At 71.8% G+C, this 26,287-nt stretch carries 20 protein-coding genes, 1 tRNA gene and 1 pseudogene; 13 read left to right on the top strand and 9 right to left on the bottom strand.

Going from position 1 to position 26,287, the window contains the following annotated elements:
* Window positions 1-173: 173 nt before the first annotated feature.
* Both ACFV6E_RS18950 and fxsA read right to left on the bottom strand, forming a co-directional pair.
* A complete protein-coding gene (locus tag ACFV6E_RS18950) occupies window positions 174-2,570 on the bottom strand; it encodes an FxsB family cyclophane-forming radical SAM/SPASM peptide maturase (RefSeq protein WP_385462887.1) in 2,397 nt (798 codons plus the stop codon).
* A 21-nt stretch (window positions 2,571-2,591) separates the two neighbouring features.
* Complete coding sequence (gene fxsA, locus ACFV6E_RS18945; RefSeq protein ID WP_385159946.1) at window positions 2,592-2,792, bottom strand: FxSxx-COOH cyclophane-containing RiPP peptide; 201 nt, start codon at window positions 2,790-2,792, stop codon at window positions 2,592-2,594.
* Between the two features lie 828 nt (window positions 2,793-3,620).
* Between fxsA and ACFV6E_RS18940 the strand changes: the two genes are divergently transcribed.
* Window positions 3,621-4,568, top strand: coding sequence for an intradiol ring-cleavage dioxygenase (locus ACFV6E_RS18940; RefSeq protein ID WP_385159948.1), 948 nt, complete (start codon window positions 3,621-3,623; stop codon window positions 4,566-4,568).
* A 9-nt stretch (window positions 4,569-4,577) separates the two neighbouring features.
* Window positions 4,578-5,429, top strand: coding sequence for a triphosphoribosyl-dephospho-CoA synthase (locus ACFV6E_RS18935; RefSeq protein ID WP_385462884.1), 852 nt, complete (start codon window positions 4,578-4,580; stop codon window positions 5,427-5,429).
* Between the two features lie 88 nt (window positions 5,430-5,517).
* On the opposite strand, the gene ACFV6E_RS18930 is transcribed toward ACFV6E_RS18935, so the two are convergent.
* Both ACFV6E_RS18930 and ACFV6E_RS18925 read right to left on the bottom strand, forming a co-directional pair.
* Entirely contained in the window at window positions 5,518-7,005 is a 1,488-nt protein-coding gene (locus ACFV6E_RS18930) for an aminopeptidase P family protein (RefSeq protein WP_385462882.1), read from the bottom strand.
* A gap of 133 nt (window positions 7,006-7,138) precedes the next feature.
* Window positions 7,139-8,659, bottom strand: a complete 1,521-nt coding sequence (locus ACFV6E_RS18925; protein WP_385159954.1) for a PP2C family protein-serine/threonine phosphatase — start codon at window positions 8,657-8,659, stop codon at window positions 7,139-7,141.
* 491 nt (window positions 8,660-9,150) lie between these two features.
* On the opposite strand from ACFV6E_RS18925, the gene ACFV6E_RS18920 reads away from it, so the two are divergent.
* Both ACFV6E_RS18920 and ACFV6E_RS18915 read left to right on the top strand, forming a co-directional pair.
* Window positions 9,151-9,816, top strand: a complete 666-nt coding sequence (locus tag ACFV6E_RS18920; protein WP_385159956.1) for a bifunctional DNA primase/polymerase — start codon at window positions 9,151-9,153, stop codon at window positions 9,814-9,816.
* Window positions 9,817-9,871: 55 nt separating this feature from the next.
* Entirely contained in the window at window positions 9,872-10,474 is a 603-nt protein-coding gene (locus tag ACFV6E_RS18915; RefSeq protein ID WP_385159958.1) for a hypothetical protein, read from the top strand.
* Between the two features lie 264 nt (window positions 10,475-10,738).
* Here the strand turns inward: ACFV6E_RS18915 and ACFV6E_RS18910 are convergent, their stop codons facing one another.
* From ACFV6E_RS18910 to ACFV6E_RS18900, 3 genes are all read right to left on the bottom strand, one after another.
* Entirely contained in the window at window positions 10,739-11,728 is a 990-nt protein-coding gene (locus ACFV6E_RS18910; RefSeq protein ID WP_385159960.1) for a DUF5926 family protein, read from the bottom strand.
* A 384-nt stretch (window positions 11,729-12,112) separates the two neighbouring features.
* Window positions 12,113-12,754 (bottom strand): ATP-binding protein, encoded by a 642-nt coding sequence (locus ACFV6E_RS18905; RefSeq protein ID WP_385159962.1) that lies wholly within the window; start codon window positions 12,752-12,754, stop codon window positions 12,113-12,115.
* 117 nt (window positions 12,755-12,871) lie between these two features.
* Window positions 12,872-13,690 carry a glycerophosphodiester phosphodiesterase gene (locus ACFV6E_RS18900; protein ID WP_385462879.1) on the bottom strand — a complete coding sequence of 273 codons (819 nt, stop codon included), beginning with the start codon at window positions 13,688-13,690 and terminating at the stop codon, window positions 12,872-12,874.
* 257 nt (window positions 13,691-13,947) lie between these two features.
* Between ACFV6E_RS18900 and ACFV6E_RS18895 the strand changes: the two genes are divergently transcribed.
* Both ACFV6E_RS18895 and ACFV6E_RS18890 read left to right on the top strand, forming a co-directional pair.
* The gene (locus ACFV6E_RS18895; RefSeq protein WP_385159966.1) at window positions 13,948-15,489 is read left to right on the top strand and encodes a trypsin-like peptidase domain-containing protein; all 1,542 of its coding nucleotides are present in this window, start codon (window positions 13,948-13,950) and stop codon (window positions 15,487-15,489) included.
* A gap of 173 nt (window positions 15,490-15,662) precedes the next feature.
* Window positions 15,663-15,749: transfer RNA gene (locus ACFV6E_RS18890), tRNA-Ser, on the top strand.
* A 131-nt stretch (window positions 15,750-15,880) separates the two neighbouring features.
* Here ACFV6E_RS18890 and ACFV6E_RS18885 read toward each other — a convergent pair.
* A complete protein-coding gene (locus ACFV6E_RS18885) occupies window positions 15,881-16,621 on the bottom strand; it encodes a glycosyltransferase family 2 protein (RefSeq protein ID WP_385159993.1) in 741 nt (246 codons plus the stop codon).
* A 428-nt stretch (window positions 16,622-17,049) separates the two neighbouring features.
* Between ACFV6E_RS18885 and ACFV6E_RS18880 the strand changes: the two genes are divergently transcribed.
* Window positions 17,050-17,526, top strand: a complete 477-nt coding sequence (locus tag ACFV6E_RS18880; RefSeq protein ID WP_385462877.1) for a histone deacetylase — start codon at window positions 17,050-17,052, stop codon at window positions 17,524-17,526.
* 6 nt (window positions 17,527-17,532) lie between these two features.
* On the opposite strand, the gene ACFV6E_RS18875 is transcribed toward ACFV6E_RS18880, so the two are convergent.
* Window positions 17,533-18,411: a bifunctional DNA primase/polymerase gene (locus ACFV6E_RS18875; protein ID WP_385159997.1), complete on the bottom strand. Its 879-nt coding sequence runs from the start codon at window positions 18,409-18,411 to the stop codon at window positions 17,533-17,535.
* A 392-nt stretch (window positions 18,412-18,803) separates the two neighbouring features.
* Between ACFV6E_RS18875 and ACFV6E_RS18870 the strand changes: the two genes are divergently transcribed.
* The 6 genes and pseudogenes from ACFV6E_RS18870 (at window position 18,804) to ACFV6E_RS18845 (ending at window position 26,215) form a co-directional block, all read left to right on the top strand.
* A complete protein-coding gene (locus ACFV6E_RS18870) occupies window positions 18,804-19,127 on the top strand; it encodes a hypothetical protein (protein ID WP_385159999.1) in 324 nt (107 codons plus the stop codon).
* A 395-nt stretch (window positions 19,128-19,522) separates the two neighbouring features.
* Window positions 19,523-20,512 (top strand): annotated as a pseudogene (locus ACFV6E_RS18865) (bifunctional MaoC family dehydratase N-terminal/OB-fold nucleic acid binding domain-containing protein); the annotation flags it as partial.
* A gap of 524 nt (window positions 20,513-21,036) precedes the next feature.
* Complete coding sequence (locus ACFV6E_RS18860; RefSeq protein WP_385160001.1) at window positions 21,037-22,203, top strand: lipid-transfer protein; 1,167 nt, start codon at window positions 21,037-21,039, stop codon at window positions 22,201-22,203.
* A 52-nt stretch (window positions 22,204-22,255) separates the two neighbouring features.
* Window positions 22,256-23,566: a glycoside hydrolase domain-containing protein gene (locus tag ACFV6E_RS18855; protein WP_385462874.1), complete on the top strand. Its 1,311-nt coding sequence runs from the start codon at window positions 22,256-22,258 to the stop codon at window positions 23,564-23,566.
* A gap of 245 nt (window positions 23,567-23,811) precedes the next feature.
* Window positions 23,812-24,369: a SigE family RNA polymerase sigma factor gene (locus tag ACFV6E_RS18850; protein ID WP_385160004.1), complete on the top strand. Its 558-nt coding sequence runs from the start codon at window positions 23,812-23,814 to the stop codon at window positions 24,367-24,369.
* 202 nt (window positions 24,370-24,571) lie between these two features.
* Window positions 24,572-26,215 carry a long-chain fatty acid--CoA ligase gene (locus ACFV6E_RS18845; protein WP_385462995.1) on the top strand — a complete coding sequence of 548 codons (1,644 nt, stop codon included), beginning with the start codon at window positions 24,572-24,574 and terminating at the stop codon, window positions 26,213-26,215.
* The last annotated feature ends 72 nt before the right edge of the window (window positions 26,216-26,287 follow it).

The following is a 26,287-nucleotide window of genomic DNA, read 5'->3' as shown; positions in this document are numbered from 1 at the left end:
CTGGAGCCCCAGTGTAGGAAGCCACAAGTCCCGTTCGGAACAGGACGGACAACTCCGGCTTGATCAGGACCTGGGTGCCTCGTCCGGTAACCGGAACGCGATGCGCGGCGCGGCGGCCGGGTGGCGCCGCCCGGCGACCGCGGGCGGACGGCCCCGGCCGTCCGAGGCACAGGTCACCGAGCAGCCCAAGCGGCCCGGTGTTCCTGGGCTGCCCGCCGGGCGGCCTGCTCAATCTCCGCGTCGACGTCGTCCGCCAGCAGCCTTCGCACGGTGGCGTGCATGCCCTCGACGAAGCGCTCGCCGAGGGGCGTGAGTGCGCCGCAGGACGCCAGCGTCCCGACCGCCTCGGCCGTCTCCTCACGCCACCGGGAGAACTGCTCCGCGGCCTTCCGTGCCTGGTCACCGGTGGTGCTCCGCCACCGCGCGCGCCAGAACTCGATCACCGCGAGATGGGCGTACGTCCCCTGGAGCAGCCCTTCCAGCGGCCGGGGATCGGGCCGCCACGGTGCGTAGAAGAGCTCGTCGCACGTCGGGTCGTAGAGGTCCACGAGATCGAGTACGGCACCGAGCTTCACGTGCTGGAACTCGTGCACGAGGAGCAGCGCCAGCAGCTCCGGGGCGGCGGGCCGGGCGATGGCCACGGCACCGAAGGCGTCCCGCGCGGCCGAGCTGACGTCGGACCCCTCGACCGGCAGCAGCGGGGTGACGACCCGCAGCCCCGAGGCGATGCCGGGCGCGTACGCCGGCAGTTCGCGGCGGATCCACCGCCAGGCGGCGGCCAGGTCGGCGCGCCAGATCTCCGCCTCGTCCTCGCCGAGCCGCCGGTGCACCGGATGGTCGTGGCAGTCCCGCCAGGGGTCGGTGTCCTCCAGGGCGACGGCCCAGCCGTCGAACTCGAAGGCCCACCGTCCGCGCCAGGCCGCGTCGTCGGAGTTCTTGGCGGCCACGGGGCGCGGGCGCCCGCCGGTTTCGGCCACCGTGAAGCCGTCACCGGAGACCTGGACCTCGGCCGTGCCGCCGCGGGCCGTGAGCGCGCCCAGCGTCGGCAGCCGCAGCAGCCCGTCGTGGACCGGCACGGTGACCGTGCCCGCGTGTCCGGCGCGCACCGCGGCCGCCGCGGCCATCTCGGCCAGGCCCCGCACGGCCGTCGCGGGAGCGTCCTCGTCGCCCTGGAGGGACCGCAGGGCCCACGGGCGGACGTAGGGGTGCGCCAGTACCGCGTCCACCGATTCCTGGGCGCCCGTGTCCAGCGTGGTGAGGGTCTGCCAGGCGGCCTCGCCCGGTGCGGTGCGCGGGGTGTCGCGCCAGACCGCGGCCAGGAGTTCGCGGTTGACGGCGAGCTGGTGGCGGGCCAGCAGTTCCACGGTGGTGGCGGAGCCGGTACCGGACGCGATCTCGCCGAGCTGGTCGTCGGTGAGCGGGCGCCGGGAGAGCTGATCGGACATGTCACGGTCCTGGATGTCGGTGATGAGGCGCTTGAGATCGGAGCAGTACGCGGACGGGTTGTCGAAGCCGCTGCCGGTCCGGTACCGGTGTGCGTAGAGCCCGCCGCCGCAGGAGGCGACGACCGGACACGCGCGGCACTCGTCGCTCAGCGAGTCGAGCCCTTCCTGCCGGACCGCGATGCCAGGGTGGGCGGCCACTTCGTCGAGCGAGTGGGAGAAGACGTCCATGCCGGTGGCGGGGGCGCCGTCGTAGGCCGTCTTGAGCGAGTCCGCCTGTTCGAACGTCCCGTCGGTCTCGATCACGGCGAGGTCGGCGGGGGCCAGCCCCAGCGACTCGGTCAGGCTGTCGCCACCGCGCAGGGTCCTCAGTACGGAGTCGAAGATCCGTACGTCCATGGGGCGGCCGTGCGCCGTCCAGCGGTCGTAGACCGTCAGCAGCCAGCGTGCGTAGGCCGTGCCGTCGACGTCGTCCGCGGGGCGTGGCGGCAACTCGTCCCAGGTGGCGTGCGGAAGGAGGAAGTCCACCCGGGGTGGCGTTAGTTCGGCGAGCGCGTCGTAGACGGCGACCGGGTCGTTGCGCACATCGATGGTGCAGAGGATCCCCGCGTAGAGGTGGCGGTAGCGGGGTTCGTTGAGCAGCGAGATGCCGCGCAGCACTCTGTCGTGGCTGCTTCGGCCGTCGCGGTAACGGCGGTGGAGGTCGTTGGCGGCCTTGTCACCGTCCAGCGAGACGCCGACCTTGATGCCGTACTGGTCGAACAGGTCGCAGAAGCGCTCGTCGAGGGTGACCGCGTTGGTGTGGATGCGTAAGTCGAGGTCGCACACGCCGGCTAACGCGCGGTTCAGTTCCTCGGCCGCCGCACGGATCCGGGCCCGGCCGGCGAGCAGGGGTTCACCGCCGTGCAGGACCACGTGGACCGTGTCCAGCGCGTGGGCGGCGGCGTGTTCGGCGATCCGCCGCGCGGTCTTTCGCAGAACCGTCTCGGACACCACCATGGGCCGACCGCGCCAGCTCTGGTCGGCGTGCTCGAACACATAGCAGTGGTCGCAGGCCAAGTCGCAGCGACTGTGCATCTTGACCACGAACTGCCGTAACGGGTTCGGTGGCCGGCCCATGTGTGTCATGTGGGTGTTGACGGTCCCGGATCAGACGGAGGAGTTGAAGGCGGCGACCGCCACCTTGCCCGGCCCCCGTCGCTCGGCGCCGTTCGAGATGACACGGGTCAGTGCGGGCGACGACGCCTCACCGCGCTGGGCGGCCAGTGAGACCAGGGACACCCGCTCCGGACCGAGCAGAGCCTCTGCCTTGACCGGTTCCATGGCCGCGGCGTCGTGGGATGCGTTCATTCGGACCTCAGCTATCTGTGCGCACGCACTGTGACGGGAAAGGGCTTGCATCTCAACTTGAACACTGACCGGCTGAACCCGCACATGGAGCTACCGAACGACTTGTCACAGCCGACGCGCGCATCGTCGAGTGTCCCGTCGGCCACTGATCACGAGCAGCGTAGCGCGCAAGTAGCTCGCTAAACGTGAACGTCGTCACAGCAGGCGGGCAGGGGCTGATGCGCCCCGCCGACGCCGGAATCGGGACCACTCGGATGAGCCATCTCAAGAGTGCAGGTCAAGGGAAGCGTTCAGGGATCCGGGTACCAGACGTCCTTTGCCAACTCGTTACCCCCTTGGGCAGAATTTCATCTGTCTGTGCGGGCCGTGGGTACTGCGAATGAACGGTTTTCGCTCCGTCTGTCGCAGCAGGCGCGGGCGGTCCGAGGAGCATCGGCGCCGCTCGGGCACGCCTCCGCCCGGGAGGTGTGCCCGGCGGTGTGTGCCCTCCAGCCCCGGCTTTCCACCGGCCCTGCGAGCCGGTGGGTCGTGACGCTCGGTGACGAGCGTGGGCGGAGGGAGCGTGCTTGTTGCCGTGGACGCCGCCCGGTTGCCGGCGGTTCCGCCCCTGAGCGGTGGAGAGGGGAGGCGCCCGGCGGTTCACGGCGCGGCGCGCGGCCGGTCGGCCGGTTGGTTTCCGGCGCCGCCGGCCCTGCGGGGACGATTCTTGTGTTTCCGCGCCCTTCGGGACGAGTTGGAATCGCGCCGACTTCAGGAAGCTCAGGATTCTTGGCTCACTCACAGCGCTACCCGAAGTTACTGACGGGTGCCGTTCCTAACTTCGCCAGCATGACTGGGAACCACAAAGACTCTTCCATCTCCCGCCGCCGCGCCCTCGTGGTCAGCGGCGGGACCGTGGCGGCCGGCGGACTGGCCTTCGCCGGTTACCAGGCCGCGAACGCCGGCGAGACGACCACCGCGCAGGCGGCCGCCGCCTCCGCGTCGGCGAGTTCCACCTCGTCCGGTGGCCAGTGCGTGCTGATGTCCAGCGTGACCGAGGGGCCCTACTACCTCGACGGCGCCCTGGTGCGGAAGGACATCACCGAGGGCAAGGACGGCGTCCCGCTGACCCTGCGCATCACCGTCCAGGACACCACCGACTCCTGCGATCCGGTGGCCGGCGCGGCCGTCGAGATCTGGCACTGCGACGCCTGGGGCTACTACTCCGGCTACACCACCGCCAACCCCGGCGGCTCCGCGCCCGCCGAGAGCGAGGACGGCTCCACCGCCGACGACAAGACGTACCTGCGCGGCTACCAGATCGCCAACGCCAACGGGGTCGTCAAGTTCGAGACGATCTTCCCGGGCTGGTACACGCCCCGGACCTGCCACATCCACGTCAGGGTGCACACCGGCGGCCAGAAAGCCGACGGCACCTACGAGGGCGGGAAGATCAACTTCACCGGCCAGCTCTTCTTCGACGACGACATCGCCCAGGAGATCTTCGAGCTGGAGCCGTACTCGAAGCACACCGGCGACTACACCGAGCTCGCCGACGACATGGTGTACGACGACGGGGGCGCCGCCAGCGGTCTGCTCACCCTGAAGGCGGTCCACAAGGGCAACCCGGCCAAGGGGTACAAGGGCTCCATCGTCCTCGGCATCGACCCGGACGCCGAGAGCACGGGCGCGGGCAGCGGCGACGGCGGTACGCCCCCGAGCGACGCCCCGACGGGCACGCCCCCGAGCGGAAGCCCCGGCTCCAGCACCTCCCCGTCGGCCTCCGCGTCCTCGTAAGGTACGCGCATGAGCCGCCGCGAGGACGACCGCGAGGACCAGACACTGGCGCGGGCCGCAGTGGCCGCGCTGACCGGTCAGCTGGAGCTGGCGCCCAAGCCCGGGCTGCCCGATCCGCGCGACCTCGGCGCCCGCGCCACCCGCCGGGACCTGTGTTCCCTGCGCTGGTCGGCCAAGGCGCTGGCACCCGGCCTCGCGGCCATGGCGGCGGCCGCCCGGCGCACCGGGGAACCCACCCCCGGGCTGCGCGCCGAACTCGGCGCGATAGGCCGCTCCACCGAGCACTCGGTGGGCCTCGCGGGCGGCGGCCACCGCGGCGCCCTGTGGGCCCTGGGCTTCCTGGTCGCGGCCGCGGCCCTGGAACCCCGGGCCCGCGGCACCGAGGTGGTCGCGACGGCCAAGCGGATCACCGCGCACGCCGAGCGCGGAGCGCCGCTGCGCGCCTCCCGCGGGTCGACGGTCTCGGCGAAGTTCGGGGCCGCCGGCGCACGGGGCGAGGCACGGGCCGGCTTCCCCCATGTACGACGGGGTCTTGAAGCGCTTCATACGGCCCGCCGCGCGGGGACCGCCGAGCCCTGGGCCCGGCTCGACGCGCTGCTCACCATCATGTCCACCCTCTCGGACACCGAGCTGCTCTACACGGCGGGGCCGCACGGGCTGCGCCACGTCCAGGCGGGCGCCCGCGGAGTCCTCGACGCGGGCGGCACCGCCGTACCGGCGGGCCGGGAGGCCCTGCGCGTCTTCGACGACGACCTGCGCACGCGCGCGTGGAGCCCGCGCGGCAGCGGAGGACTCCTCGCGGGCGCGCTGTTCGTCGACTCCCTTCCGGTGACGGCCGCTTCACCGGCATACGTGGCCTGAAGCCCGGACCGGGTACGCCGATGGCCGGACACCTGTACGGGTGTCCGGCCATCGGTACGCGGTGCGCGGCGGGTCAGAGCCTGTGCTCTCAGCCCTTCAGGGCCGCCATCCACGCCTCGACCTCGTCGGAGCGGCGCGGCAGGCCCGCCGACAGGTTCCGGTTGCCGTCCTCGGTGACCAGGATGTCGTCCTCGACGCGCACGCCGATGCCCCGGTACTCCTCGGGCACGGTCAGGTCGTCCGCCTGGAAGTACAGGCCCGGCTCGACGGTCAGGCACATGCCCGGCTCCAGCGTGCCGTCCACGTACGTCTCGGTGCGCGCGGCCGCGCAGTCGTGGACGTCCATGCCGAGCATGTGGCCGGTGCCGTGCAGGGTCCAGCGGCGCTGGAGGCCGAGCTCCAGGACGCGCTCCACGGGTCCTTCGACCAGACCCCACTCCACGAGCTTCGCGGCGAGCACGCGCTGCGCCGCGTCGTGGAAGTCGCGGTACTTGGCACCCGGCCGGACGGCCGCGATACCGGCCTCCTGGGCCTCGTACACCGCGTCGTAGATCTTCTTCTGGATCTCCGTGTAGCGGCCGTCGACCGGCAGCGTGCGCGTGACGTCGGCGGTGTAGAGGGTGTGCGTCTCGACACCGGCGTCGAGCAGCAGCAGGTCGCCGGGGCGCACGGGCCCGTCGTTGCGCACCCAGTGCAGCGTGCAGGCGTGCGCTCCGGAGGCGGCGATGGTGCCGTAGCCGATGTCGTTGCCCTCCACGCGCGCGCGGAGGAAGAACGTGCCCTCGATGTAGCGCTCGCTGGTCGCCACGGCCTGGTCGAGGACCTTCACGACGTCCTCGAAGCCGCGCACGGTCGAGTCGACGGCCTTCTGCAGCTCGCCGGCCTCGAAGTCGTCCTTGACCAGGCGCGCCTCGGAGAGGAAGACCCGCAGCTCCTCGTCGCGCTCGGCGGTCACCTTGTCGGTCAGCGCCGCCTCGATGCCCGCGTCGTGCCCGCGCACGACCCGCACCGGGCCGGTGGCCTCGCGCAGCTTGCCGGGCAGCTCGCGGACGTCGGAGGCGGGGATGCCGTAGAGCTGTCCGGCCTCGGCCAGCGAGTGCCGGCGGCCGACCCACAGCTCGCCCTGGCCCGACAGCCAGAACTCGCCGTTCTCCCGGTCCGAGCGCGGCAGCAGGTAGAGGGTGGCCCGGTGCCCGCCGTCGGCCGGCTCCAGGACGAGCACGCCGTCCTCGGTGAGGTTGCCGGTGAGGTACGCGTACTCGACCGAGGCGCGGAAGGCGTACTCGGTGTCGTTCGAGCGGGTCTTCAGGTTCCCCGCGGGGATCACCAGGCGCTCGCCCGGGAAGCGTGCGGAGAGCGCCGCGCGGCGCTCGGCGGTCCGCCCGGCCTGCGCGATCGGCTCCAGGCCGTGCAGCTCCGTGTCCGCCCAGCCGGTGCGCATGCTCTCGGCGAGCTCGTCGGACACGCCCGGGTACAGGCCGTTCTTCCGCTGCTTGACCGTCTCTTCCTCGCCCGCCTCGCCGGCGGCATCGTCAAGCACGGCTTCCGGGGTCTCCGGATTGAGCGCCTCCGACACGGTGTGCCTCCTCTGTACGACTTCGAACCACCCCATCGTACGGTCGTACGGAAGTGGGCCCAGGGGCGTATCACCTGTTACCGGAGCAGCGCGGGACGCGTGCGTCCCGGCCGTCGCGGCGGACCGGCCGCGCTCAGTCGAACCGGGCCGCCAGCAGTACGACGTCCTCCGTGCCGTCCGTCTCGTCCAGGCCGTCCGGCAGCACCGTGCGCAGCACGTGGTCGGCGATCGCCTCCGGGTCCTCGCGCAGCGCCCTGGGCACGCCCGCGGCGGCCGAGTGCAGCCGGGCGAAGGCGCGGTCCATCGGGTCGCCGGTGCGGTGCAGCAGGCCGTCGGTGTAGAGCAGCACCGTCTCGCCGGGCTCCGCGGTCAGCTCGACGCTCGGCGCCTCCCAGCAGGCGAGCATGCCCAGCGGGGCGGAGAGGGAGGTCTCCACGTACTCCGTGCGCCGCTCGCCGATCACCAGCGGCGGGCTGTGCCCGGCACCGGCCAGCGTGATCTTGCGCAGCGCGGGCTCGCAGTAGGCGAACAGCGCGGTGGCGGAGCGGGCCGGCTCGGTCAGCCGCAGCAGCAGCTCCAGATCGGACAGGACGGCCACCGGGTCCTCGCCCTCCATCACCGCGTACGCCCGCAGGGACGCGCGCAGCCGTCCCGTCGCGGCGACCGCGCTCGGCCCCGAACCGGTCACGGAGCCGACGGCGAGCCCGAGCGCGGCGTCCGGCAGCGGCAGCGCGTCGTACCAGTCGCCGCCGCCGCGCGGCCCGCTGCGGCGGCGGGCGGCCAGCCGGACCCCGGCGACGCGGGGCAGCCGGGCCGGCAGCAGCTCCTCGGTGATGGTCGTGATGCACGCGCGCGTGCGCTCCAGCTCCACCATGCGCGCCAGGTGCTCGGCCGCGCAGCGGGCGTAGAGGCCGACGAGGTGCCGCCGGCGCTCGTCGGGTTGGGCGGGCTCGTCGTAGAGCCACACGGCGGCGCCGATCCGGCCCGCGGTGTCGGCGGACAGGGGGAGCGCGTAGCTCGCGGCGCAACCGAGCCGGGCGGCCACCTCGCGGTGGCGGGGGTCGAGCCCGTCGTCGGCGAGCAGATCCGGCCGCACGATCTCGCCCTCACCGCCCGGCAGCCCGTCCAGGATCTTCCCGTACGAGGTGCTGCCGCGCGGGACCGTCTCGATATGGCCGAGATCCGCGCGGCCGAGGCCCAGGCCGGTCGTGGTGTCGGGGCCGAGTCCGTCGCGCGGCTCCAGTACGGCCAGGCCGCGGCGCGCGCCCACCAGGGCGGCGCCTGCCCGCAGCGTTTCCTGGAGCGCCTCGTGCAGGGTGGTGGTGCGCGCCAGGCGCTCGGTGAGTTCGTGCAGGGTCGTCAGATCGGAGACCCAGCCCGCCAGCCGGTCCTGCAAGACCGCTCCGGGCCCGATGGCCGGTGGGGCCGGTGTGTCCGGTGGGGCTTCGGTGACGTCCGGCGTCGGCGCGACAGTGTGTGCGGGTGCGGGAACCGTGGAATCGATTCCGGCCACTTTCGGAAGGTGAGGGGCGTTCATGGCGTCCGGCCTCCGGGCCGGTGCGTATTGCTCGATAGCATCGCAAACCCCCATGTCATTCTGCGGCGCTAGCGGTGTCTCCACATGTACACGCACTCGTGAGGGGATGTCCAGCATTGTCCTGCTGGGATTCCTGGTGTCCGAGAGACTCTTGCAAAATCGCGGATTTGGCTTAAAACTGCCTCGGGTAACGGCTTATTGAGGTCGACTGGCCTTGTTCTACAGAGCGTCACAGCGGTCGTGATGGGTACGTACTCGGTGAAGGCCGGGGGTGCTTGAGATCCACCCGGAACCTGGCGACAGAACCGGGCGTCTTAATCACCGACGACCGCGCCCCATCCTCCTGTGGCGGAGGCGGCTGAGAAATGCGGGACGGCAAAACGCCAGGAGCCGCCACCCCACGCCATGCCCATGCTTTCAGTACACGCAGTCGAGCACACGCAGTATGGACGCGGACGTAGCCAAGTGGCCAAGGCTCGGCCCCTGGGGGTTCCCCCTGTCCGGGGCAGGGGTGTGATGCGCCAGCAGGTACGCACAGTGAAGTGATCGACACATGGTGTGATTTTCCACGGTGTTGCCAGGCGTGCAACGGAAAGGAACGAGCGCTCATGCGCGAGATCCTCGGAAGGCGACGCAGGCTCCTGTCCAGGCGAGGCGGCGGGAGCCCTGAAATGCTCGGTGCGGCTCTGACCTTCGCGACCGCATGGCAGTGGCCGGTACTTCCCGGTGTGGCACCGGACCCGCAGGGCCGCGGCCGCTGCGGCTGTCCCGACCCGGACTGCGCGGTCCCCGGCGCCCACCCCTTCGACCCGGGTCTGCTGGCGGCCACCAGCGACGAACGCATGGTGCGGTGGTGGTGGACCAACCGGCCGACGGCGCCGATCGTGCTCGCCACCGGCAACGCCGCGCCCTGCGCGGTGAGCCTGCCGGCCCTCCCGGCGGCTCGCGCCCTCGACGCGCTCGACCGCATGGGGATGCGTCTCGGCCCCGTGATCGCCTCTCCCGCCCGCTGGGCCATCCTGGTCGCGCCCTACTCCCTGGAGCAGCTCGGCGAGCTGCTGTACGCCAAGGACCACGTGCCCGGCTCGCTCCGCTTCCATGGCGCGGGCGGCTATCTCGCGCTGCCGCCGTCCGAGACCGGCCAGGGCCAGGTCCGCTGGGAGCGGGCCCCGCTGCCCGGCTCGGCCGCGCCCTGGGTGCCCGGCGTCGAGGCCGTGGTGGACGCGGTGGTCGAGGCGCTCACTCGTACGGGTGTGAGCGCGCCCGAGTTGTAGGGGTGTCGGGCGCGCGGGGACCGGGCGCCCGCCCTTCGTCGTTATCTTCCCTCGTATGGTGCGTCGCCCCCGTCAGTGGTCTCCGCTGACCCGAGAAATCCGTCTGCCGGCCCTCACGGGGATCGTGGCGGTGCTGGCCGCCGTGCCGCTCGCCGTGGCCTCCGCGGGGCCTGTCGGTGACGGAGAAGCTGTCGGTGACGGAGGGGCTGTCGGTGGGGGCAGGTCGCTGGTCGAGCGTGCGGCCGGGCGCGGTGGTGGGTCCGGTGACGGCAAGGAGTTCGAGCCGGGGCGGGAGCCGCTGCTGCTCGGCCTGGGGCTCGCCACCGCCGCGCGGTGCGGGCCCGAGCTGGTCTCCCCCGACGGGGTCGAGGCGCAGACCTGTGTGCTGAACCAGGGACGGGAGACCTGGGCGCGCACCTACTACCGCAATGCCACCGGCGAGGCGCTGGATTCCGTTCTCAGCCTCATGGCGCCCGGGGGCCGCACTGTCCAGATGCGCTGCCCCATGGACGCCGGGGACGAGCCCGATGTGTGCGAGACACCTAGGCGGCGTACGGCGGGTGATGCGGCGGCCTACACGGCGGTCGCGGAGTTCGCGAGGGGAACCGGGGACGGGCCGCTGCTGCTGCGCTCGGGGAGCAACTCGCCGCGGACGTAAGGCAGTTGAGGAATGTGCCGGTCCGCTGTGCTGTCCGGGGGCCGGCGGGCCGCGCGGGGGCGGCAAAGAAAGGACCCGGTTGCTGGCGACGGGGGATGCACCAGCAACCGGGCTATTGGAACGGTAACAAGAGATCGGCGGTTCGCAAATTCGAAGTCGGCTATTCGGACACGGATTTGCCTGTCACGACCGGGAGTTGTGACAGGAGTCACCCCTTCCGGGCCGTCTCGTGCGGCTGACCGGTCGGTCAGTCCGTTCTGTGTGTCAGCTGAGCGTCACCTGTCGGTTGGTGAGGCCGCCGCGCGCCCGGCGCTCTTCCGCGCTGAGCGGCTCGTCCGTGGCCAGGGCCGCCGCGAGGCGCTCCGCGAACTCGGCGGCCGGCTTCTCGACGTCCTCGGCGGTGACGCCGGTCGGCAGGTCCCAGACCGGCACGGTCAGGCCGTGCGCCCGGAAGGAACCGACCAGACGCGTCCCCTCGCCGAGGCTCGAGCGGCCCGCGGCGTGCAGGCGCGCGAGTGCGTCCAGAAGTCGTTCCTCGGCGTGCGGCATGACCCAGCGCAGGTGGTTCTTGTCCGGGGTCTCGCACCAGTAGGCGGCGTCGACGCCGGTCAGCTTGACCGTCGGGATGGCCGCCGCGTTGGCCCGCTCCAGGGACGCGGTCACCTCAGGAGTGGCGTTCTCCGCGTCCGGGACCCAGAACTCGAAGCCCTCGTGCACAACTGGCTCGAACGTGCCTTCGGGGTCGAGCAGATCCTGGAGCCGGGGGCCGTCGGCGGGGGCGCGGCGGCCCTCGACCGGGGTGCCGGGCTCGGCGGTGAGGGCCCGCCGGAGCGTGTCGGCGAGGTCGCGGCTGATGTCGCCGGAGGCCGTGTCGTTCTGCAGGCCGAGCAGGACCGAGCCGTCGTCGCGGCGCAGCGCGGGCCAGGCCATCGGCAGCACCGTGGCGAGCGTCACCGACGGGACGCCTTCGGGGAGGGCGTCCTTGAGCTTCAGCTCTACGGTCGCCGCGGGGACGAGCTCGCGCAGGGCCACCCAGTCGCCCTCGCCGGGCAGGCCCTCGAAGGGGCGCTGCACCAGCTCGGTCGCCGCGTGCGCGGCGGCCCGGCCGTGGCAGGCCTTGTAGCGCCGGCCGCTGCCGCAGGGGCAGGGTTCGCGGGCGCCGACCACCGGAACCTGTCCGTCGGCTTCCGCGGTGCGGGCCCCGCCCTTGAGCTGCGGCCGCCCGGCCTTCGTCTGGGGTCGCTTCTTGGCCATCGTGGGTGTCTCCCGGTTACGGCTCGTCTGGTACGGGCGCGAGCCTAGCCGCTCGTACGTAGGGGGACGGGAGGCTGTGGACAACGCCGGGAGGGCCGGCGGCGGGGGTACGGGGGTGCGGGTATCGGGGGTGCGGTTCCTCTGCCGGTCCGCTGTGGTTCGACGCCGGGCGGTCGTGGGTCGGGGCCGCGCCGGTACATCCGCCCGTCCCTGCCGTGGTCGCTCAGGGGGTGCGATCGGGGGTGGTCTCCGGACGACCACGTCAGGGACGGGCATGTGATGTACCGGCACGGCCCCTTCCGTGCGTGCCCGGCCGCGGGTCGTACGTGGCCGCGGAGCGTGTTCCTTGAGTGCGCGGCTGCCTGCCGGCTGACGCGGGCGGGCTCAGTCCAGTTCGTCGAAGGCGTCCGCGAAGTTCAGGCCCGAGAAACCGTTCATCCCCGAGGAGACCGCCGGTGATGTCACACGCGCGGCGAAGTCGTCGCGGCGGTGCGCGCTGACGACGTCGTCCTGGACGACCACCCACACCGTGACTTCGCCGCGGACGTCGTCCCGTACGCCCCAGTCCTTGGCGAGTGCGGTGATGATGTTCAGCCCGCGGCCGCCGTGCGCGGTGACCGAGGGCTTCGACGGAACCGGACGGGTCGGACCACCGCCGTCCGTGACCTCGACCGTGAGGCGCCCACCGGTGTCCACCCGCCAAGCGGCGCGTACGTCGCCGTCACCGGCCAGGGCGTCGCCCAGCGGCCTGCCATGCCGGCACGCGTTGCTCAGCAGTTCGGAAAGGATCAGTACGGCATCGTCGATGACCGGTTCTGCCACTCCGCCGGTGCGCAACTGCGTACGCATCCGGTGTCTCGCTTTCCCCACGCCCGCAGGGCCATGGGGTACGGCCATGCTTGACGACGCGGGCACCTCCTGTGCCACCACAAACGCCACCCCCGAGACCTCCTTCGCCCCACGCCACGGTGTGGATGCCCTCCCCGGCTTGAGCGGAAACCGGTCAGTCGACGTGCTCTGACGCACTCATGACGGCAGGACACGCAGCGAACGCGCCGGTGCACTCCCCGTTAAGGCGTGGCCTGTAATTGTCGACATTGGGGGGTTTGGGTGGGGTGCGGTGATTGTCAGTGGTCGGGGTTTTCAGCGGCCCAGTCGGTCCAGCACCGCCCTCGGGCGGTTGGTGATGATGGCGTCCACGCCCAGGTCGACGCAGAGGTCGACGTCCTCGGGGGCGTTCACGGTCCATACGTGCACCTGGTGCCCGGCCCGCTTCAGCCGCTGGATGTAGGCCGGGTGATTGCGCACGATCCGCATCGAGGGGCCCGCGATCCGGACACCGGTGGGCAGCCTTCCGTCGCGCAGCCGGGGCGAGACGAATTGCAGGAGATAGACGGTGGGCAGGGTCGGGCAGGCCGCGCGGACGCGGTGCAGGGACCGCGCCGAGAAGCTCATGACGCGTACCGGGGACTCGGCGGCGGACTCCGGGGCGTCGAGGCCGAAACGCTTCAGCAGGAGCAGCAGCCGCTCCTCGACCTGGCCGGCCCAGCGCGTCGGGTGCTTCGTCTCGATCGCCAGCTCCACGCGGCGGCCCGCGTCGGCGACGAGTTCGAGCAGCCGCTCCAGGGTGAGTACAGAGGTGTCCTCGGGGTCGCCGGAGCGGTGCTCCCAGTCGGGCGCCTCGGGGTCCTCGTCGAAGTTCTTCCAGGAACCGAAGTCCAGGGCGGCGAGGTCCGCGAGCTCCAGGGCGGAGACCGCGCCGCGGCCGTTCGACGTACGGTTGACGCGGCGGTCGTGGACGCAGACGAGGTGGCCGTCGGCGGTCAGCCGGACGTCGCACTCGAGGGCGTCGGCACCGTCCTCGATCGCTTTCCGGTAGGCGGCCAGGGTGTGTTCGGGGGCCTCTTCGGAGGCGCCGCGGTGGGCGACGACCTGGATCGGGAGCTGTCGTGCGTGGGTCACCGCGTCATGGTGCCACCGCCCCGGGGTAGGCGTGGAGGCGATGACTCCAGTCTTACATTCGTTTTGCCAGACAGGTCCGATATAAAGGATCGTCTCGGACGCACAGCGACCGCTTATGGTGCTCTGACGGCCGGTGGGAAAAGCTGACGGCATACACATGCGCATGCACAGCTGAATCGCGCCGGACCGTCGGCAAGCGTGAGCGAGCGTGACCGAGTGCGACCGAGAACAACAGCCGTGGATCGAGGAGAAGAGCTGTGAGCACCGAGAACGAGGGCACTGCGGTCCCCCCGGCCCCGTCCGCACCTCCCGTGCCGGTGGATACTCCCGCTCCTTCCGCGCAGCCCCCTGCGCCCGAAGGCAACGCACCGACGGCTCCGATCCCGGCGGTGCCTCAGGGAGGGCCCGGACAGCCGCAGACCGGGCAGCCCGGTCAGCATGCCCCTGCGGAGCCGGACACGGTGTCCCATGGGCAGAGTGCGCCGGGTGCGCCGTATGCGGCTCCGGGGCAGGGAGCGGGTCAGGGCTACGGTGGCGCGGCGGCCGACGCCTCCTGGCCTCCGCCGCCCGCCGTGCCGTCCTACGCGGACGGCGGTGACTCCGGTGCCGGGGCCCACGGCGGGTCCGGTGGCGGCTGGGGTTCCTCCTACCAGCAGCCCGCCGAGCCGAAGAAGAAGTCCGGCCGCGGTGGTCTGGTGGCCGCCATACTCGTCGCCGCGCTGGTCGCGGGCGGCGTCGGCGGCGGTATCGGGTACTCGCTGGCCAAGGACAACGACGGTTCCACGGACTCGACGACGGTGTCCGCCTCCGAGAGCGGCGGTGACGTCAAGCGCGACTCGGACACCATCGCCGGCGTCGCCCAGGCGGCGCTGCCGAGCACCGTCACCATCGAGGCCGAGAGCAGCAGCGGCGAGGGCGGCACCGGCACCGGCTTCGTCATGGACAAGCAGGGCCACATCCTCACCAACAACCACGTCGTCGCCGAGGCGGTCGACGGCGGCAAGCTCTCCGCGACCTTCCCGGACGGCAAGAAGTACGACGCCGAAGTGGTCGGCCACGCCCAGGGTTACGACGTCGCCGTCATCAAGCTGAAGAACGCGCCGTCGAACCTGAAGCCGCTGACCCTCGGCAACTCGGACAACGTGGCCGTCGGCGACTCGACGATCGCCATCGGCGCGCCCTTCGGTCTGTCGAACACGGTGACCACCGGCATCATCAGCGCCAAGAACCGCCCGGTGGCCTCCAGTGACGGCAGCTCCAGCAGCAAGGCGTCGTACATGAGCGCCCTCCAGACGGACGCCTCCATCAACCCGGGCAACTCCGGCGGTCCGCTGCTCGACTCCAAGGGCTCGGTCATCGGGATCAACTCGGCGATCCAGTCCACGAGCAGCGGCGGTCTCGGCGGCACCAGCCAGTCCGGCTCCATCGGCCTGGGCTTCGCCATCCCGATCAACCAGGCGAAGTACGTCGCCCAGCAGCTCATCAAGACCGGTGAGCCGGTCTACGCGAAGATCGGCGCGTCCGTCTCCCTGGAGGACACCACGGACGGCGCGAAGATCACCGAACAGGGCGCGAGCGGCTCGGAGGCGGTCGAGTCGGGCGGCCCGGCGGACAAGGCGGGCCTGAAGCCGGGCGACGTCATCACCAAGCTCGACGACATGGTGATAGACAGCGGCCCGACCCTGATCGGCGAGATCTGGACCCACAAGCCCGACGACACCGTCAAGCTCACCTACACGCGCGACGGCAAGACCCACACGACCGAGGTCACCCTCGGCTCCCGCAAGGGCGACAGCTGACGGACGGGCACGAGGGCTCACGTGTCGCGGGCGGTGATGGACACGAGGGCTCACGCGGTGGGGCGGTGGGTGCCGTGACGCCCCGTCCGGCGTGAGCGCCCGGCCTCAGCCACCCGGGCCCCGCCCGACCCGTTAGTCTTGTCCCGCGCGGCCGCTGATCGTGGCCCGCGCGGGGTGGGTTGCCCGAGCGGCCTAAGGGAACGGTCTTGAAAACCGTCGTCGCAGCGATGTGACCGTGGGTTCAAATCCCACACCCACCGCCGTGGCTCAGGTCATGGGCAGGTAGGCGGAAGGGGTGTCTCTCCGTGAGAGACACCCCTTCCGCGTTCGGCCCCTTCTTGCCTCGCCGCCCTGAGGAGCCCGGGGACGCTCGGCTGGCGTCACGGCGGCTCTAGGCGGAAGCGAAACCCAACGCTTCGGCGCGGGCCCTGATGATGCGTATGCGGGCCTCGCGTTCGGCGGGGTCCGCATGCGCGGGCTGTCTGGTGCTTTGCCCAGGCCACTTGCGGTAGAGGAGACCCGTCTTGGCCGTGAAGTACCCCTGGCTGACGGCGCTCGCGGCAAGCAGGAGTCCGGTGTCCTCCGAGGCCGGGAGGGCCATCCAGCCGCCCAGCGCGAGCAGCAGTTCCCGTCTGATGCACAAGGAGCCGGGGACCACCGGCGGAACGTGATCCAGGGCTTCCCAGCGGTGCAGCAACGCACCCCGTTCTATCGGTCCCTCGGGCGGGTCCTGGTCGAAGCCCACCGTCGAGCCGTCGGGGAGCAGGTCCAGAGCTCGCGACGTGGCCCATCCGGTGTCCGCGCGCTCGGTCAGGACCGCGATGTCGCGGGCCAGTGCGTCGGGCGTCAGCATGTCGTCCGCGTCGAGAACCTTCACGAGGCTGCCTTCGGCCCGGGCGAGCGCCATGGTCCTGGCCACCCCGGGGCCGCCGTGCCGGCCGTCACTGAAATCTATCCGTGAGTCGTACGGCAGGTAGCCGGCCACCGTACCGGTGCGGCCGTCCTCCTGGATGACCCACTGCCAGTCCCATCCGTGGGGAAGCTGCTGCTTGACCAGAGACGCGTAGGCGTCCGGCAGGTACTCCGCTCCAGCGGCGTGCACGGCTGTCACGACAGTCACGAGGCCGTTCAAAAGGACCACCGTGCCGCGGACTTCGCGTCTACCATCCTGAACTCGTCCCTTCCGCCCCATGATGACTTGCAGTCACACTGTCACCAAAGATCCGTCTCAGTATGGCCGAGTCGCATCGCGAGCGGTCGTCCGGCATCCACACGCCCGCCCCGGCCTGTTCTCGGCACCCTCCGCCCGACCGGTCTGCCTCTCGTGCATAGGTCATCATGGCGTTCGTGGACATTCCTGGCGGTTCGAGCGGAGCGGTGTCGGGAAGCGAGGCTGGGGCACGGCTCGTCTGGTACGCCTCCTACGGGTCCAATACGGATCCCGAGCGGCTCGCGTGTTATCTGCGTGGGGGGCGGCCGGTGGGGGCGGTCAGGGGGCAGCCGGGGTGCCGGGATCCGCGGCCGCCCGCGCGTTGCGCCGCGGTCGAACTGGACGGTGCCGTGTACTTCGCCACCGAGTCCGCGGTGTGGTCGGGAGGCCGGGCGTTCTACGACCCGGACGCCGGCGGCCGGGTGCTCGCCAAGGCGTATCTGGTGTCCGTGGAGCAGTTCTCCGACATCGCCGCCCAGGAGATGCACCGGACGCCCGGCGGCGCGTGCCTGGATCTCACGGAGGTGCTCGCGCGCGGGCGTTCGGTGCTCGGACAGGGCCGCTACGAGACGCTCGTCTGCGCGGGACGGCTCGACGGCCTGCCGGTGCTCACCTTCACCGCGCCCTGGGGCCTGCGCGACGTGACGTCGTTCAACCCTCCGTCGGCGGCCTACGTGCGCTGTCTCGCGGCGGGGCTGGTGTCCGCCGGGGTGTGGGACGTGCCGGCCGTCGCCGCGTACCTGGCGGCCTGCCCGGGCGCGGCCGGCCACTGGTCGGCCGCGGCCCTGACCGACCTGCTGGACCAGGCCGGCCCCCAGATGTCGTGAACGGCCCTACGGCCCCGCGCAACCCGTCATCCGGGCCGCCGAGGCGATCGTCGAGCGGGCCTCGCGTTCGGTGAGGCCGGTGCGGACGGCCGCGTCGGTGAGGTCGTTCGCCAGTTCCGGTCCGAAGCCGTTCTCGTAGGCGCGGCAGGCGGCCCAGAAGAGGCGGGTGTTGCGCTGCCCCTCGTGCGCGCCCAGGACGAACTGGACCAGCCCCTGGCCGTGCTGTCCGGCCGACCGCGGCACCGCCCGGTGGTGCTGTCGCGGCGGTGGCAGGAGCAGACGCAGGAGCTCGGGCGGGCAGGGCGCCGGGGTGAGCTGGGCGGTCCCCGGCGCCGTGCCGTACACGCCGTGCGCGGTACGTGAACCGGGGCCGACCAGGTAGCCGCCCGCGCCCCTGATGTCGATGCCGGGGGCGAGCCGGCCGGCCGAGTTGGGGACGACCACGTCGGGCGGCCCGCTCAGCCAGAGGTGGCGGCCCCCGCTGGGGGTGAGCACGACCACCGTGTCCGGGATCGTGAAGAGATGGCGCAGCGCCAGCTCGCGCAGGGCGGCCGAGGAGTCCGTACCGGACTTGGTGTCGAGGTCGATGCCGATGAGGTGGTGCGGGTGCAGCCCGCAGGCGATGCCGTAGCCGCTGGCCCATGGGGCGGCGGCGAAGAGCTCGCGGATGCGTCGCGGGTCGGTCGAGGCGTCGTACACCCCGTGCCCGAAGCGGCCGCACTCGCCGTGACAGGCGGGCGCCGTGGGGTCGGGGTCGTCGCGGTGGGGGGAGCGGAGGGCCGGGAGCTTGGTGCGGGACAGCGGGATGACCGCCAGTCCGCGTTCGGCGGCGGAGAGGGCGTGAGCCAGGGCCAGGGTCGTGGCCTGCCGGTCGATGGTGGCCATGGCTCTATGCTCGTACGGGTGTTCGAAAAAGGGAAGAGGGCTCGGGCGGCGGTGTCGGCGTGTCGGTCCTGGCCGGACGGTGCGCGGGAGCGCGCCGGAGCGCCACAGGAACGCTTCAGGGCTTGTGGGGCTTGGGGTGCGGGTGTCCGTTCGATGCCGGATCGGTGGTTCTTGAGCGAGAAAGAGCGACAAAGGTGATGACGGGGGTTTATCGACTTGTCATCACGCTTGCGTGCTAATCGGGGTCCGCGGTGTGGTTCACCCGGGACCCGCTGGGCAACTCTGGTCTCGCGACGTCGCGAACATCGCCGGAGCGGTCGGCCAACCGCCCCGGCACACGCCGTACTTCCCGGTCTCGACCGGTGCGTACATCCGGTTCTGGAGGAAAACTCATGGCTTACATCCGTACCGCCCGCGTCACCGTCCGCGTTCTCGCCACCATGGCGGCCCTGCCGCTCGCCGCCGCGCTCTTCTCGGGTGCCGCGGAGGCGGACAACGGCGCCGTCGCGGGCAACGGATCGAACGCGGCCGTGGCCACCGTCAACGGCAGCGGGGTCGGCAGGGACAACTACGGCAACTCGTCGACATCGCAGCAGCAGGCCGTCGGATCCGGCGCCTCGAACCAGAACAACACGGCTCAGGTGAACGGAGCCGGTTTCACCGCCATCGACCAGTCGAACGAAACCGTCGCCGTCAATTTCACCGAGCTCTGGTGAGCCCGGGGAGGGGGGTCGGGGGCCGGGGCCGGGAGCCAGGGGAGGAGGCCGAGGAGCCAAGGGGGTAGGGCGAAGTCGGGGGCCGGGGCTGGGGGGCTCCGGAACCCCGGGGGTGGGGCAGAGGGGGGATTGAGCGTCTGCGCGGCGGTGCTTCGGTGCCGTCGCGCAGACGTGTTCCGGGGTGTGCGCGCAAGCGTGTTCCGGGGTGCGTGCGCGCAGGCGTGTTCCGGGGTGCACGCACAGGCGTGTTCCGGGTGCGTGGCGGCGTGCTCCGAGGCGGTTACGTGGCGGCGTGCTCCGAGGCGCGTGCGTTGCGGCGACCTTGACGGCTCCCGATTTCTGACGCACAGTCAGAAACCGTCATCGCGCGGCGAGGGCATGGTCCCGATGAGGGCATGATCCCGGTGCCGGTCAGCCGTGGCTACGGAGTGGAGCACGAGGGGGCGAGGGCGGTGGGCGACGAGTTCCTGGCGCGCCTGAAGGCGTACGAGGGCAGGCGGGCCGCCGTCGCGGGCGCGGGCAAGGACCCGGTCAACGCGCCGATGATCCGGCACTGGTGCGAGGCGATGGGCGACACGAACGCCGCCTACCGGGGGCCGGACGCCATCGCCCCGCCCGCCATGCTCCAGGTGTGGACGATGGGCGGACTGTCCGGCCACACCGGCCGCAACGCCGCCCACGACGAACTGTTCGCCCTGCTCGACGGCGCCGGCTGCACCTCGGTGGTCGCCACCGACTGCGAGCAGCGGTATCTGCGGCCACTGCGGCCGGGCGACGCGATCACCTTCGACACGGTCATCGAGACGGTGTCCGAGCGGAAGACCACCAAGCTCGGCGCGGGCCACTTCATCACGACCCTTACGGAGATCAGGGTCGCCGGCGAACTCGCCGGTACCCACCGTTTCCGGATTCTCAAGTACGCGCCCGCGCGGCCACGTAACCCGGGCGGCGAGCAGGCCCCGGCCCCCGCCGCCCGGCACAAGCCCGCGGGCCGCAGACCGCGGCCGGTGGTCAACCGGGACAACGCCGGCTTCTGGGAGGGCGTCGAGCACCACCGGCTGCTGATCCAGCGGTGCGGCGAGTGCGGGACCGCGCGCTTCCCCTGGCTGCCCGGCTGCAATGCCTGCGGCTCCGCCAAGTGGGACACGGTCGAGGCGAGCGGCGCCGGCACCGTCTACTCGTACGTGGTCGTGCACCACCCGCCGTTCCCCGCCTTCGACCCGCCGTACGTGGTCGGCCTGATCGAACTCGCCGAGGGCGTGCGGATGGTGAGCGGCGTGGTGGGCGTGGAGCCGGGCGCGGTACGGATCGGGATGCCCGTACGGCTGCGGTTCGAGCGGTACGACGACGAGCTGGAACTGCCGGTGTTCGAATATGAACGGGGACAGAAGCAGGCGCAGGGGCGGGTGGCCCGCGAGGGAGAGCGCGCGGTGCGTGAACCCGAGGGAGAGCGCGCGGTGCGTGAACCCGAGGGAGAGCGCGCGTCGTCTGGTCCCGAGGGGGAGCGTCCGGTGTGCGGTGAGCGTCTGCCGCCGCTGGAGATCCCGGTCACCCGCACGCTCGTCGTCGCCGGGGCCGTCGCCACCCGCGACTACCAGGACGTGCACCACGACGCGGAGTCGGCGCGGCGCAGGGGATCGCCCGACGTCTTCATGAACATCCTGACCACGAACGGGCTGGTCGGACGGTACGTCGGCGAGCACTTCGGGCCCGGTGCCGTCCTGCGCGAGCTGGTCATCCGGCTCGGGGTGCCCAACTATCCCGGCGACACGATGGTGCTGACCGGCACGGCCGAGGACGCGGGCGACGGCACGGTCACGGTGCGGGTCGTCGGCACCAACGGCATCGGCGCCCACGTGACCGGAACGGCGACCGTCGTGCCCCCGACGTCCCCTACGGGCGGTGCCGCATGAGCGTACGGGCCAAGGACACCCTCGGCGGCCGGGCGGCGATCGCCGGGATCGGGGCCACGGAGTTCTCCAAGGACTCCGGGCGCAGCGAGCTGCGGCTCGCGGTCGAGGCCGTGCGGGCCGCGCTGGACGACGCCGGGCTCACCCCGGCCGACGTGGACGGACTGGTCACGTTCACCATGGACACCAGCCCGGAGATCACCGTCGCGCAGGCCGCCGGCATGGGCGAGCTGTCCTTCTTCTCGCGGGTGCACTACGGCGGCGGAGCGGCCTGCGCCACCGTCCAGCAGGCGGCGCTCGCGGTGGCGACGGGCCTCGCCGAAGTCGTCGTCTGCTACCGCGCGTTCAACGAGCGGTCGGGGCGGCGCTTCGGCTCCGGCGTGCAGCACCGCGAGCCGTCGGCCGAGGGCGCGGCGCTCGGCTGGAACCTGCCGTTCGGCCTGCTCACCCCCGCCTCCTGGGTGGCGATGGCGGCGCGGCGCTACCTCCACACGTACGGTCTGACCCCCGAGGCGTTCGGCCGGGTCGCCGTCCTCGGGCGGCGGTACGCGGCGACGAACCCGGCGGCGTACTTCCACGGCAGGCCGATCACCCTGGCCGAGCACGCCGCGTCCCGCTGGATCGTCGAGCCGCTGCGCCTGCTGGACTGCTGCCAGGAGACCGACGGCGGCCAGGCGCTGGTGGTGACGACCGTCGAGCGGGCGCGCGACCTGCCCCGGGCCCCGGCGGTGATCACGGCCGCCGCGCAGGGCGCGGGCCGCGCCCAGGAGCAGATGACCAGCTACTACCGGGACGATCTGTCCGGTCTGCCGGAGGCGGGAGTGGTGGCCCGGCAGTTGTGGCAGTCGTCGGGGCTGACGCCCGCGGAGATCGACGTGGGCATCCTGTACGACCACTTCACCCCGTTCGTACTGACGCAGCTCGAGGAGTACGGCTTCTGTGCGCCGGGGGAGGCCGCGGACTTCGTCGCCGCGGAGACGCTGCCCCTGAACACCCACGGCGGCCAGCTCGGGGAGGCGTACCTGCACGGGATGAACGGCGTGGCGGAGGCGGTACGGCAGCTTCGGGGCACCGCCGTGAACCAGGTACCCGACGCCGCCCGCGTCCTCGTCACGGCGGGCACCGGCGTCCCCACTTCGGGGCTGATTCTGGGGTCGGACGGATGAACGGGGCGTGTGGTTGACGCACGCGTGCGCGAGCGCGTCCTTCACTCGCCCTATGGATCGTCACACGCGTCATCCGAGTCATCACGGTCACGGTCGGCAGGAACCCGGCGACCGTCCGGACCGCCGGCGGCACCGCGACCGCCGACGGGGCCGCCCCACAGCCTTCGCCGCGCTGAGCCTGACCCTGCTCCTGCTGTCGCTGGCGGGAGCCCCGGCGTCCGGCACGGAACGGTACGGCCCCGGCGGACCCGATCCGTTCGGCCCGGGAGCGGAGGCGGAGGCGTTCGGCTCGTTCGACTCGTTCGACTCGTTCGGCTCCTTGTCGGACGAGGTGGGCCGCGGCCTGGAGCACGCGGTGAGCCCGATGGACGGGTACGAGGACGGGGACGAGGACGGATACGAGGGCGAAGGCGGGTACGGGGACGGGCATGAGGGTGGGTACGGGGACGAGCCGGGGCGGGAACAGGAGCTGACCCCGGGGCAGGGCCAGGCCCCGGAACAGGGAGGCCAGGCCCCGGACGAGGATCAGGGCCGGGCCGAGACGGAGGGCCAGGCCCAGTCCCCGTCCCGGGAGCATGACCAGTCCCGGTCCCCGGAACAGGGGCAGTCCCCCGCCGGCGTACCGGAGCGGCCGCAGCGGGTCGGCGCGGCCGTCCGTTTCCGGGGCCGGGCCTTCGACACCTGCCACACCCCGTCCGCGGACACGATGCGCAAGTGGCTGGCCTCCCGCTACCGCGCGGTCGGCGTGTACTTCGGCGGCCGCGGCCGGGCCTGCCCGAACCAGCCGCGGCTGACCAGCGCCTGGCTGCGGACGGTCGACGAACTGGGCTGGAACGTGCTGCCGCTGTACGTGGGATCGCAGGCGAGCTGTGTGTTCAGCGACAGCAAGAAGCACGTGTCGATCGGCAAGAAGCCCTGGGAGCGCGGGCAGCAGGAGGCGGCCGACGCGGTGCGCCGGGCGCAGGCGCTCGGCATCGAGCCCGGCAGCCCGCTCTACCTGGACATGGAGGCGTACAACTACCGGAACAAGAAGTGCGCCAGAACCACGCTCAAGTTCGTCCGCGGCTGGAACCGCGAGGTGCGCAGCTACGGCTATGTCCCGGGGTTCTACAGCAGCGCCGAGACCGGCGTGCGTCACATGGAGAACGCCCGGCGGGCGGGCACGCGGGACCTGCCGACGGTGATGTGGTTCGCGCGCTGGCGCGGGAAGCCGGCGCTCACCAAGGAACCGGTGCTGCGGCCGGGCTCCTGGTCGGGCGGCCGGATCCACCAGTACGCCGGGAACGTGAAGGAACGGCACGGCGGCCGGACACTGGTCATCGACCGCAGCGTGGTGGACGCACCGGTCGCCCGGATCGGCTGACGCCGCCGATCTCTGCCGGGGCCGTCGCCTTCTCCGCCGTGCTGCTCGGTGGTGCGGCGACCGCCCCGGCTTTCCGGGGATGAAACCCTCAGGAATGAAACCCTCAGGGATGAACCCTCAGGGATTGTCATCCCCTCGTCCACCTCTGGGAGGTGGGGCCTGCCCCCTTCCTACAACCTGAGGCGGACATGGCTTCGGGACCTGCGGCCGATCCACGGAACCGGCCGCGCTCCTAGCGTGGAGCCATGACCACACCCGTCTGCACCAGCGCTTCGAACGCCGCAACGCCAGCGCGGCAGACCCTTGCGTACCCGTCCTTCGCGTCGTACATGAGGGCCCGCCAGCCGGTGCTGCTGCGGACCGCCCGGTCACTGACAGCGAACCCGAGCGACGCCGAGGACCTGTTGCAGACCGCGCTCACCAAGACGTACGTGGCCTGGGAGCGGATCGAGGACCACCGGGCGCTGGACGGCTATGTGCGCCGCGCCCTGCTGAACACGCGGACGTCGCAGTGGCGCAAGCGCAAGGTCGACGAGTTCGCCTGCGAGGAACTGCCGGAGCCGGAGACCGTGCCTGCCGGGGACCCGGCCGAGCAGCAGGCGCTGCACGACGCGATGTGGCGGGCGATCATGAAGCTCCCGGCCAGGCAGCGGGCGATGGTCGTCCTGCGGTACTACGAGGACCTGAGCGAGACGCAGACGGCGGAGGTGCTCGGCGTCTCCGTCGGCACGGTGAAGTCGGCGGTGTCGCGCGCGCTGGGCAAGCTCAGAGAGGACCCGGAGCTGTCCACGGCCGGTCACTGAGCCCTCGGGCACGGGTTGGGCGCCGATCCCGTGTCCCGGGGCGGGCACTGACCTCCCGGTCCCGGTCCCCGGCCGGGTCGGGCCGGAAGCTGATCGATCATCCCGGAGTAGTGACATACCGCTCGGTATGTGCGCAGAATCAGCGCAACCTTTACGACCGAGTAGGCAATGTCGCCCCCGGGAGGACGCCGTGCAGAGCACGATGCAGGACGTACCGCTGCTGATCTCCAGGATCCTGACCCACGGGTCCCGCATCCACGGCTCATCGCAGGTGATCACCTGGACCGGCGACGGCGGACCGCAGCGCCGCTCCTACGCCGAGATCGGCGCCCGCAGCGCCCAGCTCGCGCACGCGCTGGGCGAGGACCTCGGGGTCGGAACCGGGGACCGGGTAGGAACCCTCATGTGGAACAACTCGGAGCATGTCGAGGCATACTTCGCGATTCCCTCCATGGGTGCGGTACTGCACACCCTCAACCTCCGGCTCCCCGCCGAGCAGCTCGTCTTCATCGTGAACCACGCCGCGGACCGCGTGATCATCGTCAACGGTTCGCTGCTTCCGCTGCTCGCGCCGCTGCTCCCCGACCTGCCGACGGTCGAGCACGTCGTCGTGTCCGGCCCCGGCGACCGTTCGGTGCTGTCCGGAGCGAGCGCGCGGGTGCACGAGTACGAGGAACTGATCGAGGGCAGGCCGACCGCGTACGACTGGCCCGAGCTCGACGAGCGGGCCGCCGCCGCGATGTGTTACACCTCCGGGACCACCGGCGACCCCAAGGGCGTCGTCTACTCGCATCGCTCGATCTACCTGCACTCCATGCAGGCGTGCATGGCCGAGTCCATGGGGATCACCGACCAGGACACGTCGCTGGTCGTGGTCCCGCAATTCCATGTGAACGCGTGGGGCCTGCCGCACGCGACCTTCATGACCGGCGTGAACATGCTGATGCCGGACCGCTTCCTCCAGCCGGGCCCGCTCGCCGAGATGATCGAGAGCGAGCGGCCGACCCACGCGGCGGCCGTTCCCACCATCTGGCAGGGCCTGCTCGCCGAGCTGCGCGCCCACCCGCGCGACGTCGGCTCCCTCGCCCAGGTCACCATCGGCGGCTCGGCCTGCCCGCCGTCGCTGATGGAGGCGTTCGACTCGCTCGGCATGCGCGTGTGCCACGCCTGGGGCATGACGGAGACGTCCCCGCTGGGCACGGTGGCGCGTCCGCCGGCCCACGCAGTGGGTACGGACGAGGAGTTCGCGTACCGCCTCACCCAGGGGCGCTTCCCGGCGGGCGTCGAGGCGCGCCTCACCGGGCCCGGCGGCGAGCGGCTGCCCTGGGACGGCGAGTCCGCGGGCGAGCTGGAGGTACGCGGGCCGTGGATCGCGGGCGCGTACTACGGCGGCCCGGACGCCGGGGCGGTCCGCCCCGCCGACAAGTTCAGCGAGGACGGCTGGCTCAAGACCGGGGACGTCGGCACGATCAGCCCCGACGGTTTCCTCACCCTGACCGACCGCGCCAAGGACGTCATCAAGTCCGGCGGTGAGTGGATCTCCTCGGTGGACCTGGAGAACGCGCTCATGTCCCACCCGGACGTCGCCGAGGCCGCCGTGGTCGCCGTCCCCGACGACAAGTGGGGCGAGCGCCCGCTCGCCACGGTCGTCCTGAAGGAGGGCGCCACCGCCGACTTCACCACCCTCCGCGCCTTCCTGGCCGACGAGGGCAGCATTGCCAAATGGCAACTGCCCGAGCGCTGGACGATCGTCCCGGCCGTCCCGAAGACGAGCGTCGGGAAGTTCGACAAGAAGGTACTGCGGCGGCAGTACGCCGAGGGCGAGCTGGACGTCACTCGACTCTGACGGCACGACGTCACTCGGCTCGGACGACGCGGGGCGGGGGTTGGGTGTGTTTCACGTGAAACACACCCAACC

It is taken from the genome of Streptomyces sp. NPDC059785, assembly GCF_042732375.1.
Taxonomy (GTDB): Bacteria; Actinomycetota; Actinomycetes; order Streptomycetales; family Streptomycetaceae; genus Streptomyces.
This window is presented reverse-complemented; position numbering and strand designations above follow the sequence as displayed.

Excerpts from the sequence above, each read along its gene's own strand:
- ACFV6E_RS18935 (WP_385462884.1), top strand. The coding sequence starts at position 4,578 with ATGAGCCGCCGCGAGGACGACCGCGAGGACCAGACACTGGCGCGGGCC.
- ACFV6E_RS18855 (WP_385462874.1), top strand. The coding sequence starts at position 22,256 with ATGGATCGTCACACGCGTCATCCGAGTCATCACGGTCACGGTCGGCAG.
- fxsA (WP_385159946.1), bottom strand. The coding sequence starts at position 2,792 with ATGAACGCATCCCACGACGCCGCGGCCATGGAACCGGTCAAGGCAGAG.
- ACFV6E_RS18915 (WP_385159958.1), top strand. The coding sequence starts at position 9,872 with ATGGTGCGTCGCCCCCGTCAGTGGTCTCCGCTGACCCGAGAAATCCGT.
- ACFV6E_RS18925 (WP_385159954.1), bottom strand. The coding sequence starts at position 8,659 with ATGCTGGACATCCCCTCACGAGTGCGTGTACATGTGGAGACACCGCTA.
- ACFV6E_RS18850 (WP_385160004.1), top strand. The coding sequence starts at position 23,812 with ATGACCACACCCGTCTGCACCAGCGCTTCGAACGCCGCAACGCCAGCG.
- ACFV6E_RS18875 (WP_385159997.1), bottom strand. The coding sequence starts at position 18,411 with ATGGCCACCATCGACCGGCAGGCCACGACCCTGGCCCTGGCTCACGCC.
- ACFV6E_RS18950 (WP_385462887.1), bottom strand. The coding sequence starts at position 2,570 with ATGACACACATGGGCCGGCCACCGAACCCGTTACGGCAGTTCGTGGTC.
- ACFV6E_RS18940 (WP_385159948.1), top strand. The coding sequence starts at position 3,621 with ATGACTGGGAACCACAAAGACTCTTCCATCTCCCGCCGCCGCGCCCTC.
- ACFV6E_RS18870 (WP_385159999.1), top strand. The coding sequence starts at position 18,804 with ATGGCTTACATCCGTACCGCCCGCGTCACCGTCCGCGTTCTCGCCACC.
- ACFV6E_RS18860 (WP_385160001.1), top strand. The coding sequence starts at position 21,037 with ATGAGCGTACGGGCCAAGGACACCCTCGGCGGCCGGGCGGCGATCGCC.
- ACFV6E_RS18910 (WP_385159960.1), bottom strand. The coding sequence starts at position 11,728 with ATGGCCAAGAAGCGACCCCAGACGAAGGCCGGGCGGCCGCAGCTCAAG.
- ACFV6E_RS18845 (WP_385462995.1), top strand. The coding sequence starts at position 24,572 with ATGCAGGACGTACCGCTGCTGATCTCCAGGATCCTGACCCACGGGTCC.
- ACFV6E_RS18920 (WP_385159956.1), top strand. The coding sequence starts at position 9,151 with ATGCGCGAGATCCTCGGAAGGCGACGCAGGCTCCTGTCCAGGCGAGGC.